At 64.5% G+C, this 15,921-nt stretch carries 15 protein-coding genes; 8 read left to right on the top strand and 7 right to left on the bottom strand.

Features of this window, described 5'->3' with window-relative positions; all coding sequences use genetic code 11:
- Positions 1-36: 36 nt before the first annotated feature.
- Together ACCQ15_RS07020 and ACCQ15_RS07015 are read right to left on the bottom strand one after the other, a co-directional pair.
- The gene (locus tag ACCQ15_RS07020; protein WP_011346882.1) at positions 37-954 is read right to left on the bottom strand and encodes a sensor domain-containing protein; all 918 of its coding nucleotides are present in this window, start codon (positions 952-954) and stop codon (positions 37-39) included.
- A complete protein-coding gene (locus tag ACCQ15_RS07015; RefSeq protein ID WP_008578264.1) occupies positions 951-1,313 on the bottom strand; it encodes a PadR family transcriptional regulator in 363 nt (120 codons plus the stop codon). The genes ACCQ15_RS07020 and ACCQ15_RS07015 overlap by 4 nt, the downstream gene beginning before the upstream one ends.
- A 372-nt stretch (positions 1,314-1,685) precedes the next feature.
- Here ACCQ15_RS07015 and ACCQ15_RS07010 point away from each other — a divergent pair, with 372 nt between their 5' ends.
- Positions 1,686-3,239: an alginate export family protein gene (locus ACCQ15_RS07010; RefSeq protein ID WP_008578263.1), complete on the top strand. Its 1,554-nt coding sequence runs from the start codon at positions 1,686-1,688 to the stop codon at positions 3,237-3,239.
- A 419-nt stretch (positions 3,240-3,658) separates the two neighbouring features.
- On the opposite strand, the gene ACCQ15_RS07005 is transcribed toward ACCQ15_RS07010, so the two are convergent.
- The gene (locus ACCQ15_RS07005) at positions 3,659-5,035 is read right to left on the bottom strand and encodes a hypothetical protein (RefSeq protein ID WP_136733869.1); all 1,377 of its coding nucleotides are present in this window, start codon (positions 5,033-5,035) and stop codon (positions 3,659-3,661) included.
- Between the two features lie 436 nt (positions 5,036-5,471).
- Here ACCQ15_RS07005 and ACCQ15_RS07000 point away from each other — a divergent pair, with 436 nt between their 5' ends.
- The 3 genes from ACCQ15_RS07000 (at position 5,472) to ACCQ15_RS06990 (ending at position 9,140) form a co-directional block, all read left to right on the top strand.
- Entirely contained in the window at positions 5,472-6,146 is a 675-nt protein-coding gene (locus ACCQ15_RS07000; RefSeq protein WP_011050890.1) for a DUF502 domain-containing protein, read from the top strand.
- Between the two features lie 4 nt (positions 6,147-6,150).
- Complete coding sequence (locus ACCQ15_RS06995) at positions 6,151-6,927, top strand: queuosine precursor transporter (protein WP_008578260.1); 777 nt, start codon at positions 6,151-6,153, stop codon at positions 6,925-6,927.
- A 275-nt stretch (positions 6,928-7,202) separates the two neighbouring features.
- Complete coding sequence (locus tag ACCQ15_RS06990) at positions 7,203-9,140, top strand: DUF885 domain-containing protein (protein WP_008578259.1); 1,938 nt, start codon at positions 7,203-7,205, stop codon at positions 9,138-9,140.
- Between the two features lie 80 nt (positions 9,141-9,220).
- Here ACCQ15_RS06990 and mmuM read toward each other — a convergent pair whose 3' ends face one another.
- From mmuM to ACCQ15_RS06970, 4 genes are all read right to left on the bottom strand, one after another.
- The gene (mmuM, locus tag ACCQ15_RS06985; protein ID WP_008578257.1) at positions 9,221-10,186 is read right to left on the bottom strand and encodes a homocysteine S-methyltransferase; all 966 of its coding nucleotides are present in this window, start codon (positions 10,184-10,186) and stop codon (positions 9,221-9,223) included.
- A complete protein-coding gene (gene mmuP, locus ACCQ15_RS06980; RefSeq protein WP_372381366.1) occupies positions 10,183-11,580 on the bottom strand; it encodes an S-methylmethionine permease in 1,398 nt (465 codons plus the stop codon). The genes mmuM and mmuP overlap by 4 nt, the downstream gene beginning before the upstream one ends.
- Before the next feature lie 140 nt (positions 11,581-11,720).
- Positions 11,721-12,146, bottom strand: a complete 426-nt coding sequence (locus ACCQ15_RS06975; protein ID WP_372381365.1) for a hypothetical protein — start codon at positions 12,144-12,146, stop codon at positions 11,721-11,723.
- 56 nt (positions 12,147-12,202) lie between these two features.
- On the bottom strand, positions 12,203-12,883 hold the full coding sequence (locus ACCQ15_RS06970; RefSeq protein ID WP_071117422.1) for a hypothetical protein: 681 nt from the start codon (positions 12,881-12,883) through the stop codon (positions 12,203-12,205).
- A 625-nt stretch (positions 12,884-13,508) separates the two neighbouring features.
- Between ACCQ15_RS06970 and gloA2 the strand changes: the two genes are divergently transcribed.
- From gloA2 to ACCQ15_RS06950, 4 genes are all read left to right on the top strand, one after another.
- A complete protein-coding gene (gene gloA2, locus ACCQ15_RS06965; RefSeq protein WP_008578253.1) occupies positions 13,509-13,898 on the top strand; it encodes an SMU1112c/YaeR family gloxylase I-like metalloprotein in 390 nt (129 codons plus the stop codon).
- 202 nt (positions 13,899-14,100) lie between these two features.
- The gene (locus ACCQ15_RS06960) at positions 14,101-14,646 is read left to right on the top strand and encodes a hypothetical protein (RefSeq protein ID WP_071117421.1); all 546 of its coding nucleotides are present in this window, start codon (positions 14,101-14,103) and stop codon (positions 14,644-14,646) included.
- Positions 14,636-15,199: a hypothetical protein gene (locus tag ACCQ15_RS06955; protein WP_029819011.1), complete on the top strand. Its 564-nt coding sequence runs from the start codon at positions 14,636-14,638 to the stop codon at positions 15,197-15,199. Before ACCQ15_RS06960 ends, ACCQ15_RS06955 begins: the two co-directional genes overlap by 11 nt.
- Before the next feature lie 89 nt (positions 15,200-15,288).
- Positions 15,289-15,738, top strand: coding sequence for a DUF2147 domain-containing protein (locus ACCQ15_RS06950; protein WP_003485424.1), 450 nt, complete (start codon positions 15,289-15,291; stop codon positions 15,736-15,738).
- Positions 15,739-15,921 lie beyond the last annotated feature (183 nt).

The raw sequence follows: 15,921 nt of genomic DNA, 5'->3' as shown, positions 1-15,921 counted from the left end.
ATCGACCTGCGCACGCTGACATCTAGGCAAGGCGCATCACGCAGCCGCCTCTCCGCTCCTGACCAGCAGTTGCTTGGCGAACATGCCGTGCAGCTTGCCGAACGCGCGTGCCAGATGCAGCGTAACGAACAACAACAGCACGCCCACCGCGAACAACGGCAGCGTCAGCCAGGCGCTGGTGATGTCCAGGCCATCCCACGTCAGCACGGCGACCTGGTCGAACAACGCCGCGATCGGTGAAGCGGCCAGGCCCAACGACAGCGATAGCAGCGTGCAAAACACGGTGAAATACACAATGCCCAGCGGCAGCATCAGCAGGAAGTACAGCATCGTGCTCCAGGTCCGCGCGTCGGTGAACATCGCGCCGATGCGCTGCAGCCAACCGCCTTGCAGGCCCGGGTGTTGGGGGCGACGCGGCATGCGCACGCCCAGCAACGTCTCGACCACGCGGCCTTCCACCAGCGACAACACCCGCACCGAGCCGAAGAACAACACCAGCAGCGGCACGCCGATGATCAGGATCAGCATCCCCACCGACAGGCTGGCGCCGGTCACGACCCAGGTGAAATAGAACACCCCGGTGAGCAGTGACAGCAGCATGTAGAACAATGCGCCATAGGTGCGCGGGTCGGCAGCCACACCGAAGAACGTGCCGATCCACGATGCCCGCTGCGGTGGCACCGGGGGGCGCAGTGCGCGTGCCACGGTCACTTCGGTTTCGCGGTAGATCTCTGCCACTTCCTCCGGGGCGCCGTAGCTGCTGGCCACGCCGGCAATGACCTCGGCCTCGCTCTTGCCTTGCTGTTCTGCCAGTTCGGAACGCAGATACTCTTCGGCGTCGTACAGCGCGTCCTGGATCATTGCCGGATCTGCCCCGGACAGCGCCTGGCGCAGCTGCAGCAGATAATCGCCAATGGTGGTCGGCAACGGGTGTGCCTGTGCAATTGTGTTCATGAGTGGGTCCCCTCCAGCACGGAATCAACGGAATCTCGGGTGGCACGCCAGGCGGCGGTCCAGTCGCGCAGGCAGTCACGCCCGCTGTCGGTGATGCGGTAATACCGCCGCGGCGGCCCGGAGGCCGAGGGTTCGACATGGCTGTGCAGCAACCCGGCCCCCTCCAGATTGCGCAGCACCGGGTACAGGGCACTCTGCTTGCCGCTAAGCACGCCCTCCAGACGCTCGAGCCGCTTGGCGATGAGGTAGCCGTACAGCGGTGCATCGGCCTGCGCCAGGACGGCCAGCAAGGCCAACGACACGGTGCCCGCACTCAGTTCCTTCTGAAATTTGCGTAGGTGGATATCCGGCTCGCTCATCGGCCATCTCCGCTAGGTTGAAGGTAATGCTATGTAGAACCTAGCTATAGTGAATGTGCCGGTAGTCACGGGCGGGATTGGGGAGTCGGGATTGGAGATTCGCGAAAGCAAGAACAAAGGCGTGGTCGCCAGCTTGTGTGAGTAATTGTCAGCATCGCAGCGAACTCCACCGCAAAACGCAGCGCCGCCGTTGCGAATCCCCAATACCGAATCCCGACTCCCCGCCCCGCTAGCGCCCGCCTGCGTAAACCCAGTGCGTTCATGAGCTTAGAACCTTTGGGTTACTGCCTTTCTGGCACGGCTTTACTACAGTCGGTGTCCCCCCTGCCGATACCTTTCGCCTAGGGGTTTTCACTTTCGACGGGGAATACGATGCAAATGACACGCTTGGCGCAGCCGGCCATGGCTGATACTTCCTTTGGTGCCACACGGCGCCTGTGCCTTGCGATCGGGTTGGCGCTGCCGGGCCTTGGCCTGGCGCAGGTACAGCCGGCGCCGACCAATGCCGAGCAGGCGGTCGCCGAGCCGGCCAAAGCGCCGGTCACCGCCGCACCGGCAACCGCCAAGGGCTATCCGCTCGAAGCGCAGGGTTGGGGTGCCAAACAAGGCGGCAACATGTGGCAGGTGCGCTGGGCCGAAGACTGGTCGTATCTGAAGGACCCGTCCAAGCGCAAGAGTCCGTTCGATCCGCTCAAGTACATTCCGCTCAACGACGACGGCGATGTGTACGTGTCGCTCAGCAACGAGTTGCGCGTGCGCAGCAATACCATCACCAATCCGGGCCTGATTCCCGGCAGCCATTCTCAGCAGCAATATCTGCTGCGCGCCTTCTTCGGCGCCGACTTCCATGTAGGCGAGCACTTCCGTCTGTACACGGAATTGGCGCATGGCAGCCTGGACGGGCGCAACGAAGGCACCAAGACCGGCACCCAGGAAAACAACGCGATCCTGCAGCAGGTGTTCTTCGACGTGAAAGGCCGGATCGGCAGCGCCGACACCGGCTTGCGCGTCGGCCGCCAGGTGTTCGTCGATGGCCCGACCACGCTGATGGCGCTGCGCGACAACACCGATATCTTCGTGACCTTCAACGGCGCGCGCGCCTGGGCAATTGGCGACAGGACACGTGTTGACCTGTTCGATTTCAATTTCAACATCGATGGCACCGAAGGCCTCGGCGATGATCGCATCGACCGCTCGCGGCACTTCCGCGGCGTGGTCGGTGGCTACCGCCTGGCGACTGCCAAGCCGATGTACCTGGAGCCGTTCTTCTATCAGTTCCGCAACGACAACCAGGTGTGGGGACGCCAGACCGCGGAAGAAAACCGCAATTACTACGGCCTGCGCCTGTGGGGCAATGTGGGCAAGCTGCGCACCGATTCGTTCGTGACCGTGCAGCGCGGCAGCTTCGGTGGACGCGACCTGCGCGCCTACATGGCCAGTACCTCCAATGCCTGGTCGTTGAGCGAATCGGGCTGGAAGCCGCGCCTGGGCTTCCATAGCGAAATCGCCTCTGGTGGCGGCGGCACCTCCGGCACCGGCACGTTGCGCAACAACAACTTCCTGTACGGCAACACGATCTACTTCAGCTGGGCCACGTTCTTCGGCCCGGTAAACCTGGTCACGGCTGCACCGACGTTGACGTTCTCGCCGACCTCCAAGCTCACCGTGAACCTGGAGTGGGAAACGCTGTGGCGCCAGACCACCAGCGATGCGATCTACAACAACCAGGCACGCGCCTACGCACGCACCCAGAACACCGGCGAGCGCCGCATCGGCACCATGCCGCGCATCAACGCCACCTGGAACATCGACCCGAACTGGTCGGTGACCTTCCGCGCCGAACATCTGATGGCCGGGCCGGCGTTGGAGAAGGCCGGCTACGGCGATTCGACCTTTGTGATGGGCTGGTTGAACTTCCGCTTCTGACCACAGCCGTTGGGTGCGCCATGCATCCCCAATAGGCAGTGGCATCATCACATGCCGCGTCCCAAGGACGCGGCATGTTGTTTTTTACGTGCGGGCATGCCGATGACAGCGAACAAGGCAGACACAGACGCGCGCGCTGTATTCAAGGCGTAAGGTCGTCCTAAACTCCGGCCGCTTCAGGCAACCAACGCACCACTGCGTAGATGCCAGGCAGCGTGGCCGATGCTTCGCATCGGCATTGCACGCACGGTAATACATGCGCGCCTCCGAGCTCACCTGGCGACTGCTCGATCCGTTTTAACGGCTGTTCGTCGGTGGTCGTCAGGCAGCCGCTGCGGATGCAAGCATTGCGCATGCAAGCGCAGACCGCCTGCACCAGCGCTGCGAGCTGCGCCTGGCAGCGCAGAAGGCGTCTTGTTTTAGTGAGCCGCTGAGGCTGCCTGTGTGGCCGCGATCGCACTGCCTGGCAACGGCCAGCGATCATTGCCCGCCACGCCCTCCGGTCGTGCGTACTGCCGAAGCGTCAGACTCTTGCCGTCGTTTCCGGCGCCTAGCGGGCGCACCTGTCCACGCAACGCAGGCGGTAGCGCGGCGATCCGCTGCGCCAGCGGCGTTGTCGGCGCAGGATGGTCGCGCAACCACTGCAGCGCCGACAGCGCGCGCAATGCAGCGGCGGTGTCCTGCATCTTGTGCTGATAGTTGACGTAGTCCGGATGCGACACGCTCGCCAGCAAACACCCGGTTGCATTGGCGATGCAGGCCACCGATGCGGTCTGGGGCAGCGGGATCAGCGTTTGCGGAACCGGCCGATCCTGCGCCAGCAAGGTCCGCACCGGCGCGCTGCAGGCCCAGGTAAAGGTGGGCGCTAGCAAGGCCTGGGTGCGTTCGTCGTCCAGCAACCGTAACGGGAAGCGGTCTTGCCAGGACGATTGGCTGCCTTGCGTCAACGCATCCTCCTGCAGCATCGCAAACACCATCCGCGATTCACCGTGCAATGCGTGACACAGCGCGATCTCATCCACCGGCAGCGGCGCAAAGGCAGCGGCGCATTGCGCGGGCAGCGGATGCTGCGCCGGCAATTCGGCCAGCATGTCGGCAAACAGGTGCGCATTGCCGCGCAACATCGCCGCGCCGATCATCGTGATCGCCAGATTGTCGCTACTGCGCATCAGGACACGGGCCACCTGCGCATCGGTGCAGACACCGGACAAGGCCTGGGTGGTGCGCCCCTGGACAAAGTCCAAGGCGCTGGCCGTCATCGACAAGGACATGCGCGGCAGTTCGGGCAACGGCGTATCGGCGCGTGGACGGAACGGGCTGCGGTAGTCGGCGTGTTGCGCCAACGCCCGCATCCGCGCCAGCATCGGTGCCTGTGCGGCCAGCGCAGCGGCATAGGCCTGCGGTTGTTCGCGCACGCGCTGCAAGCATCCGCCAGCGCTGGCCATGCATAGCGCAGGCGCGCCGGATGGCCAACCTGGCAAGCGCCGATAGCCTGCAGCGGCGCTTTGGAATGCCGCATGCTCCGGCAACCGATTGAATCGCGCGAGGTCTTGCGCCAGCACTGTCTCGCGCTGCGCCTCGGGAATCGCGTACGACAACGACCACAGCGCCCCGAACATGTTGCTCCCGCGCAACGGTGGAAGCGGCTGGCGCAGCTGCGCCAACGCCTCACGCTGCGATTCGGGAATCGGCCAATGCCTGGAGACCGTATACAGCGACAGCACCGCGGCGATCAGGATGCAGACACCGAGCAAGGCGGCTTTGAGAAATTTGGCGAGCACGTGCGAAAGATCCATCCCTGGGAGCTGCGCATCTTAGTGCCATCTGCGCAGGCCTGCGATGGGCATAGACGCATCGCGTGCCTTGGGGCTACAGGCCATCGGCAACCGTGTGTCTGGCGGCCCGCGCAACGTTGGGCAACGACACCGCGCGCTGGCGATGGGCGGTGGTCTCGGTAAGTGGTTGAAAGAATCCGGGTGCTGGCAGACGTCGCCCCACCCTTCATCCGCACTGCGCGCCATGGTTGCCAACGGCAGGAGGGCTGTACGAGCCGTACGGGTTGCCCGCTGCCGCTGGGCTGCGGGTGCCGCCAGGTCTGTGTCGAGGTGAGTACAGGAATCATGGGATTGCAGCGGATCGCGGCACGCGAAACACTCTTGCCAATCGCGAATGCCTGCTGCCAAACCCCGCCCCCAGCTCCACCGAGCGTGGCCGAATGCCTACACTATGGCGATGTCCGAATCCCCCACTCCCCACGTCCGCCCTTCCCTGCAACGGGTCTTTCTGACCGGGTTGCTCACCTTGCTGCCGGTCTGGTTGACCTGGGTGGTGGTGAAGTTCGTTTTCTCGCTGCTTTCGGGCATCAGCAGCCCGTGGGTGGTGCCGCTGTCCGAACGCATCGCTGCCTCGTTCCCCGATTACCTGGGCTGGTTCAAGGCGCTGTGGGTGCAGAACACCATCGCGTTGATCGCCACGGTGGCAGTCATCCTGTTCGTCGGGATCCTGAGCCGGCGCGTGATCGGCCAGCGCTTGCTGCGCTGGTTCGAGGCCATCATGCGGCGCATTCCGCTGGCCAGCGTGGTCTACGACAGCGCGCGCAAGCTGCTGGACATTTTGCAGACCCAGCCCGGCAGCACCCAGCGCGTGGTGCTGATCGATTTCCCACATCGCGACATGAAATCGGTGGGCCTGGTCACCCGCGTGATCAAGGAACAGGGCACCGGCCGCGAGCTGGCCGCGGTCTACGTGCCCACCACGCCCAACCCCACCTCCGGCTACCTGGAAATCGTGCCGGTGGAACTGCTCACGCCCACCGACTGGAGCGTGGATCAGGCAATGAGCTTCATCATTTCCGGTGGCGCCGTGGCGCCCGAATCGGTTCCCTTCACCCGGACTGCGGATCGCTGACACCATGTCCCATGTGCGCACCCTCGACGATCGTGCGGTCCGCCTGTTCATCGCACTGGCGGCCTTCTTCTGCGTCAACGCGGCGCTGGCCGAGTTCATTGGCGTCAAGATCTTCGCGTTGGAAGACACGCTCGGCATTGCGCCACTGAACTGGAATCTGTTCGGCCAGCGCGGCTCGCTCAGCTTCACCGCCGGCACCTTGCTGTGGCCGATCGTGTTCATCATGACCGACACCATCAACGAGTTCTTCGGCAGCCGCGGGGTGCGTTTCATCTCGTGGGTGGCGGTGGTGCTGATCGGCTATGGCTTCGTGTTCGCCTTCGCGGCCATTGCGCTGGCGCCGGCGGGCTGGTGGGTCACTGCGGCGCAGAGCCAGGGGGTGCCCGATTACCAGGCCGCATTTGCGGCAGTGTTCGGACAAGGGCTGTGGACCATCGGCGGCTCGCTGGTGGCATTCCTGTTCAGCCAGTTGATCGATGTCTCGGTGTTTCACCGCATCCGTCGCGTCACTGGCGAAAAACACGTGTGGCTGCGCGCCACCGGCTCCACTGCGGTCTCGCAGGTGGTGGACAGCTTCGTGGTGATCTATATCGCCTTCGTGCTCGGCCCGCAGCATTGGTCGATCGACCAGTTCCTGGCGGTGAGCACGCTCAACTACATCTACAAGATGGGCTTTGCGATCTTGCTGATCCCGCTGCTGTATCTGGCACGCCGCGGCATCACCGCGTACCTAGGCGCCGAGCGTGCCGAGCAGCTGCGCGAAGAAGCCGCTGCCGACTGAGCCGGGCTGTCTCCCAGCCAGGGTCATCGCAACGCAATGGGTTGCGGCGGCAACGTCTGGCCGCCAGTGGTCCTGATCGCAGCGCTGCGAGCCAGCCCACCGCGGTGTGACTTGGACGCAGCCTTGCCGGTCATGTCGCAGCGCACCACATCACCCCAGGCGCAGCACCGCGCCCATGCGCCGCATGAATTGCCGATAGGCGGTATGCCCCCAATGGGTGGCCGTAACCGTGCGGATCGGGCAAGCTCCCCGCTCGCTTGTTTCCGGAGCCGGTAATGCCCCTCAGCTTTTCCCGCCTGCTGTCCCTGGCCATGGCCGCCCTCGTGAGCCTGTCGCTGGCGGCGCCGGCCGATGCGGCCAAGAAGAAGACCGCCAAGGCACAGACCACGCAAACGCGCGCGAAGGCGAGCAAAGGCAAGAAGACCGCCAAGCCGGCAGCCAAAAGCACCAAGGGCAAGGGCAGCAAGGCCGCCAAGGTCAGGCCACGCACGGTGGCCGCGCCGGTGGTGCTGACCAAGGCGCAGCAGCTCAACCTGCTGTACGACCAATACTGGGACGCCTCGCTCAAGCTCAACCCGCTGCAGGCCACCTTCCAGGGCGAGAGCCGCTACAACGACCAGTTGCCGAACTTCCTGTCGCCGGCATTCCGCCAGCAATCGCACGATTTCACCGTACTGTGGCTGGGCAAGGCCGAGGCGCTGGGGCCCGATGGGCTGAGTGGGCAGGACCTGCTCAGTTACCAGATCTTCGTGCGCGATGCGCGCAGCGCACTGGCCGCCGAGCAGTTTCCCAGCTGGATGCTGCCGATCAACCAGTTCTACAACATCGCCAGCATTGCGGTGGTGCTGGGCTCGGGCACCGGCGCGCAGCCGTTCAAGACGGTCAAGGATTACGACAACTGGTCGCGGCGTGCGCTCGGCATTCCCGACCTGTTCGAGCAGGCCATCGCCAACATGCGTGCCGGCATGCAGGCCGGCGTGGTGCAGCCCAAGGTGCTGATGCAGAAGGTGCTGCCGCAGCTGGACGCGATCATCGCGCGCAATGCCGAAGACAGCCTGTTCTGGGGGCCGGTGCGCAACCTGCCCGCCGACATGCCCGAGGCCGACAAGCAGCGCATCACTGCCGAGTACAAGCGCATGATCGAAGTGCGCATCATGCCGGCCTACCGCGCGTTGCGCGGCTTCATCGCCACCGAATACCTGCCCGCCTGCCGCGATAGCGATGGACTGGCGGCATTGCCCAATGGCGCGGCGTGGTACGCCTATGACGTACGCCAGAGCACCACCACGGATTTGACCCCGGAACAGGTGCATCAGATCGGCCTGGATGAGGTCGCTCGCCTGCAGGGAGAAATCCAGGCAGTGGCCAAACAGGTCAAATTCCGCGGCAACCTGCCCAAGTTCTACAAGTTCATGCAGACCGACCGGCGCTTCGGCTTCCGCAGCGACACCGAGTTGCTGGGCACGTACCGCAGCCTGCAGGGCCGCGTGCAGCTGGCGGTGCCGCGGCTGTTCAACACCCAGGGCATGCCGGCGCTGGAAGTTCGTGCGGTGGAACCGCAGCGTGCGCAATCGGCCGCCAGCGGCTCGTACATGCGCCCAAGCGGCGACGGCAGCACGCCGGGCATCTTCTACGTCAACACCTCGGACCTGCCTTCACGCAAGACCTGGGAGGCCGAGAGCCTGTACCTGCACGAAGCGGTGCCCGGCCACCACTACCAGCTGGGGTTGCAGCAGCAGTTGACCGACCTGCCCAAGTTCCGCCGCCTGGGCGGTGAGACCGCCTACATCGAAGGCTGGGGCCTGTATGCCGAATCGCTTGGCCGCGAGCTAGGGCTGTATGACGACCCCTACAACTACTACGGCTATCTGCAGAACGCCTTGTGGCGCTCGATTCGCCTGGTCACCGACACCGGCCTGCACAGCAAGGGCTGGACGCGTAGCCAGGCCATCGACTACATGGTGGACAACTCCGCCATGAGCCGTGCCGATGCCGAAGCCGAGGTCGACCGCTACATGGCCATCCCCGGCCAGGCGCTGGCCTACAAGGTGGGCGAGATGAAGATTGCGCAATTGCGCGAGCAGGCGCAGCGCGAGCTGGGCCCACGCTTCGATGTCCGCGCCTTCCACACCGAAGTACTCAAGGACGGCTCGGTGCCGCTGGATATCTTGCAGGACAAGATCCAGCGCTGGATCGCCACGCAGAAGGGATAAAGCGTACGGCTACGGTAGTTGGACGCTGCTGACCCGTTACTGCGGGTAGGCCTTCGATGCGCGCGCGTTCGCAGGTCGGGTCAGCCCAGCGCACGCGCCGCCGCCAGCGCGGCGATATCGCGCGGTGCGGTGCGGCAGCAGCCACCGATCAAGCGCGCGCCAGCCGCCAACCAGTGCGCATGCTGGTCGGCCAACGTGAGCGCAGCCCCGTGACCGGCGTGCCAGCGCTTGTCGCTGGCGTCGTAGTGCTCGCCCGAGTTCGGATATACCACCAGCGGCAGCGCAGTCAACGCCGCAAGGCTGTGCAATGCAGCGCTCGCCTGATCCAGTGCAATGCAGTTGATGCCCACCGCAATCACCTGCGCGCAGGCATCCAGCGCCGGCACCACCTGCGCCAGCGGCGTGCCGTCGCTCAGATGCGCCGCATCGCGCAAGGTGAAGGAAAACCAGGCATGGAGCTGCGGAAATTCGTGTTGCAGCAACTGCCGCAGGGCCACGATTTCGCTGGCCGATGGCAGCGTCTCGCAAGCCAGCAGATCCACGCCCGCCTCGGCCAGCGCGGCGATGCGCGGGCGATGGAAATCCATCAACTGCTCGATCGGCAGCACGTAGTCGCCACGATATTCCGAGCCATCGGCCAGATACGCGCCATACGGCCCCACCGAGCCGGCCACCCACAGCGGCGCCGCATACGGGTGCAGGGTCAGATGATCGGCACGCGCCTGCGCCGCCAGCGCCACGCTGCGAGCGATCAACGCCTGCGCTTGCGCAGCATCCAGTCCGCGTGCGGCAAATCCCAGCGGCGTGGCCTGATAACTGGCGGTGATCGCGCATTGCGCACCGGCAGCGAAGTAGTCGCGATGCACCTGATAGATCAGCTCCGGCTGCTCCATCAGCACGCGCGCCGACCACAGCGCATCGTTGAGATCGCAGCCGCGCTGTTCCAGCTCGGTGGCCAGCGCGCCATCCAGCACCACATAGCCATCGTGCTGCAAGGCCTGGCTGAAAGGTGCGTTGGCGCGCGGCTGGCGTGGAAGAATCGTCATGCGTGCAGTCTCCGGGCCGCAAGCCATTGAGTCAGTGCGTAGGCGCCATAGCACAGCGCGACGAACGGAACACCGCACCACAGCGCAATGCGCTGCTGCGGATCAAATGCCAGGCCGATGCAGGCGAGCAGACACAGCGAAAAGCCCAGAATTGGGGTCCATGGGTACCACGGCGCGCGATACGCCAACGTTTCCAGCGCAGCGCCATCGCGCAGCAGTTGGCGACGGAAACGGTAATGCGCCGCGCAGATGCTCAGCCACACCACCACGACCGCGAATCCCGAGACCGCCGAGATCGCAACGAACACCGTCTCTGGCGCATACACGCCGGTGAGCAGCGCCAGCAAGCCGCCCAGCATGCTCAGCGACACGGCACGCAGTGGAATGCCGCGGCCGGTCAGGCGCGCCAGGCCGCTCGGCAACGTGCCTTCGTTGGCCAACGACCACAGCATGCGCGCGGCCGCATACAGACCGGAATTGGCCGCCGACAGGATCGCGGTGAGGATCACCGCATTCAAGATGTCGGCTGCATATGGAATGCCCAACAGCTCGAAGGCGCGCACGAACGGGCTGGTTTCCACCGCCGCTTGTTTGGCGGGAAGCAGCGCCGCAAGCACCAGCACCGTGCCGACGAACAGCACCACCAGCCGCACCAGCGTGGTGCGGATTGCCAGCGGAATCGCGCGTGCAGGCTGGGCGGTTTCGCCGGCCGCCACACCGATCAACTCGGTGCCGGAAAATGCGAAATTCACCGCCACCATCGTCATCAAGATCGGCAGCGCGCCATGCGCAAACCAGCCCTCGGCGCGCAGATGGCGCAGCCCCGGTGCGGGCGAACCATCGGCCAACGGCAACAGACCGATCACCGCCGCGCCGCCAAGCACGATGAATACCAGGATGGTGACCACCTTGATCAACGAAAACCAGAACTCGCCTTCGGCAAACCAGCGCGCCGAGACTGTATTCAGGCCGAAGATCAGCGCGCAGAACAGCAGGCACCAGGGCCACGCCGGACTGTGCGGAAACCAGTACTGCATGCAGAACGCTGCGGCAGTCAGGCTCGAGCCCAATGCCACCGTCCAGGTCAACCAGTACAACCACGCCACCACGTAGCCGGTCGCCGGGCCGAGGTAACGCGCGGCATACACGTGAAACGCACCGGTTTGCGGCATCGCCACCGCCAGCTCGCCCAGGCATTGCATCACCAGGTACACCACCAGTGCGCCGATCAGATACGCCAGTACCGTGCCAAGCGCGCCGGTGCTGGCAATGATGTACCCGGTGTTGAAAAACAGGCCGGTGCCGATCACGCTGCCCAGCGACAGCATCACCAGATGGCGCACCTGCATGCTGCGCTGGAACTGCGGCGCGGTGGCAGACGACGATTCGGGCATGGGTGCATCTGATCGGGGGGAAGCTTTATCCTGCCACGCGCAGCCAGACGGGCACAGCCGTGCGCAAGCCAGCCGTGGGCGAGGGCCCGCCTCTGACTGGCGGGCGGTGATGCTGCCGATCGGTTCGTTCGCCGTGCCGGTCAGGGATCGAGCCGGCAATAGGCGCCCGGTATGTAGCCGAAGCTCTCGCTCATCGCTTTGCGAAACTCGGCGAATGTGAAGTCGGTCGCCACTCGCATCAACACGCCGGCATAGGCACCGCCGGTTTTGCCGTTGCTGCCGGTGCCCCACTGCACCTGCCAGGTTGCGTAGGTATTACCGTCGTGGGCCTGCGCGCGCTGCAGGTCCACGCGCAGGCCTTTGACCAGTTCCATGCCCGAAATCACGCCTTCGCTGTTGGCGTAGTTGGCGGGGATTTGGATCACGGTACCGTCGTTGACATCGCTGCGGCGGATGCCGAGATGGTTGGCGATCTTCGCCGCCAGGTAGTCGTCGAGCACATGCTTGCGGATCGCGTTGCTGGCACTGCCGAACGTGCCGGTGCCGTTGTTGGTGTAGGTGGTCATGGAGAAAGTCCTCTGGTGTTGGGTGGATGACCGGATGGGCGACGGTGCCGGGCCGGTCAGAGTTGGTGCAGGCGTTCGATGAACCGCGTGCGGTCCTCGATGCGCTGGTCGGTGGCGATCAGCGGCCTGCCCTGCCAGGTCGCCTTGCCGACGCGGGCGAGGGTTACCTGGGCATCGGTGAGATCGGCGGCCTTAACCTCCACGCTCTCGGTCAACTGCGCATAGCGGATCAGCAACCGATCACGTGCGATGTAGACCACCTGGCTGGACGTCGCCGTGCCCATATTGATCTCGATCTGCTCCACCAGCGCCGGCAACCGGTGCGATGTCAGCAGTTCGAGGCGATTGACGCTGCAGATGCACGACCAGCCGGCAAACATGCCGTCCTCGGTGAGCAGGGGAGCAAATTGCGGCAGCCAGGCCAGCGAAAAGCAGCTATCGACGACCAGCGCCGGCGTGCGGATGCCGATGGTGACCAGATCCTCGATGAAGCTCGTGACCTTTTCGACACCTGTGCAGTCGTTTAACTTGGTCGGTGCTCCTTGGTTGTCGACATCGCCGTGGCCGCCGCCGATCCACAGCGTGTCGTAATGCAACTGCGGCGTGCCCTGCTCGGTGCGCGGCAAGGCCGCGAAGATGGCGTCGCGATCGGGCAGCGTGCCGGCCGGGTGCCGGATCACATGCACGCCCTGGGGGATGGATTTGAGATGCTGCGGCTGGAACGCAAGAATGGACATGGGCAGGCTCGGTTGGCATGGAAGGACGATGCCGCGGCGGCGTCATGCAAACGCACACCGGTACGACATCGGTGTCCAGCATCGGCGGCGGCGACAGTGCAACCCATCGGCAAACCCCTGACATCGGCCTGCCACGCGGAGGATGTGGGCGGACAGCGCCGCGCTGCCCTTCCGCATCTGCGGCCAGGAATCGCGCATGCGGCACTGCAGGTCCGTGCAGGGGCCGTTGGCAAATCAGCCGTGCTGTCGTCCTTGATGTGCACGCACGGGCGCCGCGTTACGCGCATTGCATCGCTCCCGCCGGATTTCGATTCGGCCATCCTGCGACCGTGCGCAAACGGGCACAGCCGTGCGCGCGCCGTGAACCAGGGCCTGCGGCTAACGAGCGGGCGGTTATGCTGCCGATTGGTTTCTGCTGGTCCTCTGACATGCCGCACCATTACCTTCCATCTGCGCAAGCATCCGTGCACTGCCTGCCCACAAATCCGCCAAGGCCACAGCACGCTGCGTGCGATAGCGGTGCTGCGTCCTGCATCGCGGACGGGCGCCTGCCATCTGCATGCGAGGCGCCGTCGAGCGCGCCGGCACTGCCCGGCCGGTCAACGTCAATGCGCCGGAGCGCGGCATGATGCTCGCCGGCATCCACCATGTGGCGATCATCGCCGGCGACTACGCGCGTTCCAAACGGTTCTATTGCCAGATCCTGGGCCTGCGCGTGCTCGACGAGCATTACCGACAGGCGCGCGATTCGTGGAAGCTGGATCTGGCGCTGCCCGATGGCGGACAGATCGAGTTGTTCTCGTTCCCCGCTGCCCCGGCACGCCCCAGCCGCCCTGAAGCCCAAGGGCTGCGCCACCTTGCGTTTCGCGTCGCAGATCTGGACAGCGCGGTTGCGCACCTCAATGCATCCGGCGTGGCCACCGAAGACATCCGCATCGACGAATACACCGGCCGCCGCTTTACCTTTTTTGCAGATCCGGACGAGCTGCCGCTGGAGTTGTACGAGGTCGGCTAGCGTATGCCTGACGGAACCGTAGTGCAGCGAGGCACGCGTACCCGTTGAGTCATACGCCGACCTTCGCCTCGCAAAGGTATCGACCGCGTGACTCAAGCGCAGGGACGAGCGGCCGTTATCAAGAGGCTGGCGTCATGTCGCCGCGGTGGCGTCGCAGGCATGGATGCGGCACAGACAACGTACGCCATGCCGGACCTGACGCATGTTTCATTTCATCTTGCGCATCGTTGTAGCCGTGGCGATCGTACTTGCCGGCTGCGGTTTTCTTTTCCCCAAGCGCTATGTCGCGCCAAAACCTGGCGAGCCGTTCGCCACCCTGTCGCTGGCCAAGCCCACCAGGCCCAACCCGATACCCATCGAGCCGGTCCAATACTTCGATGTTTTCGACGATGCCAGCTGCGCAAAGGGTGGCCATGGCGGATTTCTGGGCGCACTGACGCCGCCCGTCAACGGCGTGCTCGGGAAGTTAAGCAACAATCAGTCTCGCGAGGCGTATTCGGTTGTCCCCGACAGACAGCTGTTTTTACGTGCACGAATGGTGCAAACGCTCGACTCGCGTCGTCGGAGCCTGACCACAAACAATTGCACCAACCTGGTGACATTCAAGCCCGCGCCTGGCGAGCACTATGTCGCTAGCCAGCTCTATGATGATCAACGCTGCCTGCTTACCGTCATCGACGAAAAGACCGGCCTTGCCCCGGCAGATTTGGAAGTTGTTCCGATTTCAGGCGAGTGCCATGCCGACTAGACGCATCCTGATCACGGCACTGGTCGCGCTTCTGGCCGGTTGTGGGATGACGCGCAGCGCGTCGATTTCCTTGTCGACCTTCGATGAGCCACGCGATGGGCCGCGTGCGCGTATCCGCTTGGTCACCGAACGACCCGCACCCGTGCTTTATCCAAACCGCACATGCGTCGGCGGAGCGATCCGTGGCGCCGGAATTGCGCCAAGCTCGCGGCCCGGTCCATTCGGCACGGGCGCAGGGCAGAAGATAGGGATACCTGCCGTTGCCGTCAGCGGAGGACGCTACGTGACTGAAACGCAGGTCAAGGCAGGCGAGCCGCTCACCCTGTCGCTGTCGGCAGGTGGCTGCATGGACAACCGCTGCGTAGTGAACGCACCGCTATGTACCGTAAGCCGCAGCTTTGTCCCTGAGGCCGGCCAGGATTATGTCGCCACCCTCCTGTTGCAAGGGCAGGAGTGCGAGGTGGAGATGTTCCGCATCGTCACCCAGCAGGGACGAACACGCCTCATGGCCGAGCAGACGGTGGCGGCATCGCGTTGCCCCGTTTCAAACTGAACGCCCTGACTTTCCCGCACCATACCCCACGGTATACATTCGCGATCAGGCCGCCGACGGCGGCCCTAGCAAACCCTGGGAGGGGAACCATGCGCAAGACCTTCAAGACCCTGTTGCTCGCGCTGCCGCTGGCGGCCGCTTCGCTGATGGCCCATGCGGCCGATTCGCCGGTGGGCCGCTGGACGACCATCGACGATGAAACCGGCAAGCCCAAGTCGGTGGTGCAGATCGAGCAGGCCGCCAATGGCACGCTGAGCGGCAAGGTGGTCGAGATCCTGCAGTCGTCCAAGGGGCCCAACCCGGTCTGCGACAAGTGCGACGGCGCACTCAAGGGCAAGCCGATCAAGGGCATGACCATCCTGTGGGGCCTCAAGCCCGACGGCACCGCAGTGTGGAGCGGTGGTTCGGTACTCGACCCGGCCAAGGGCAAGACCTACAAGTCCAAGATCACCCTCACCGACGGCGGCAAGAAGCTGCAGATGCGCGGCTACGTCGGCATCGAAGCGCTGGGCCGTACCCAGACGTGGGTGCGTGAGTAATCGGGATTCGAGATTGGTGATTCGGGATTTGCAAGAGCGGGCGTCCTTCGGGGCGCCCTTTTTTGTGCACAGGCGCATTTTGGGGCTTGCCTGCAAGCAGGATCAACGGCTGCCGCTGCTGCAGAGATGGCTAACGCCGCGCGGCTCGACAGGCAGGCGGCTTGATCCTGCTTTGACGAATCC

The sequence above is a fragment of the Xanthomonas sp. NCPPB 1754 genome (genome assembly GCF_041475725.2).
Lineage (GTDB): Bacteria > Pseudomonadota > Gammaproteobacteria > Xanthomonadales > Xanthomonadaceae > Xanthomonas > Xanthomonas euvesicatoria.
Note: the sequence above shows the minus strand (reverse complement) of the source record. Positions and strands in the feature narration are given on the sequence as shown.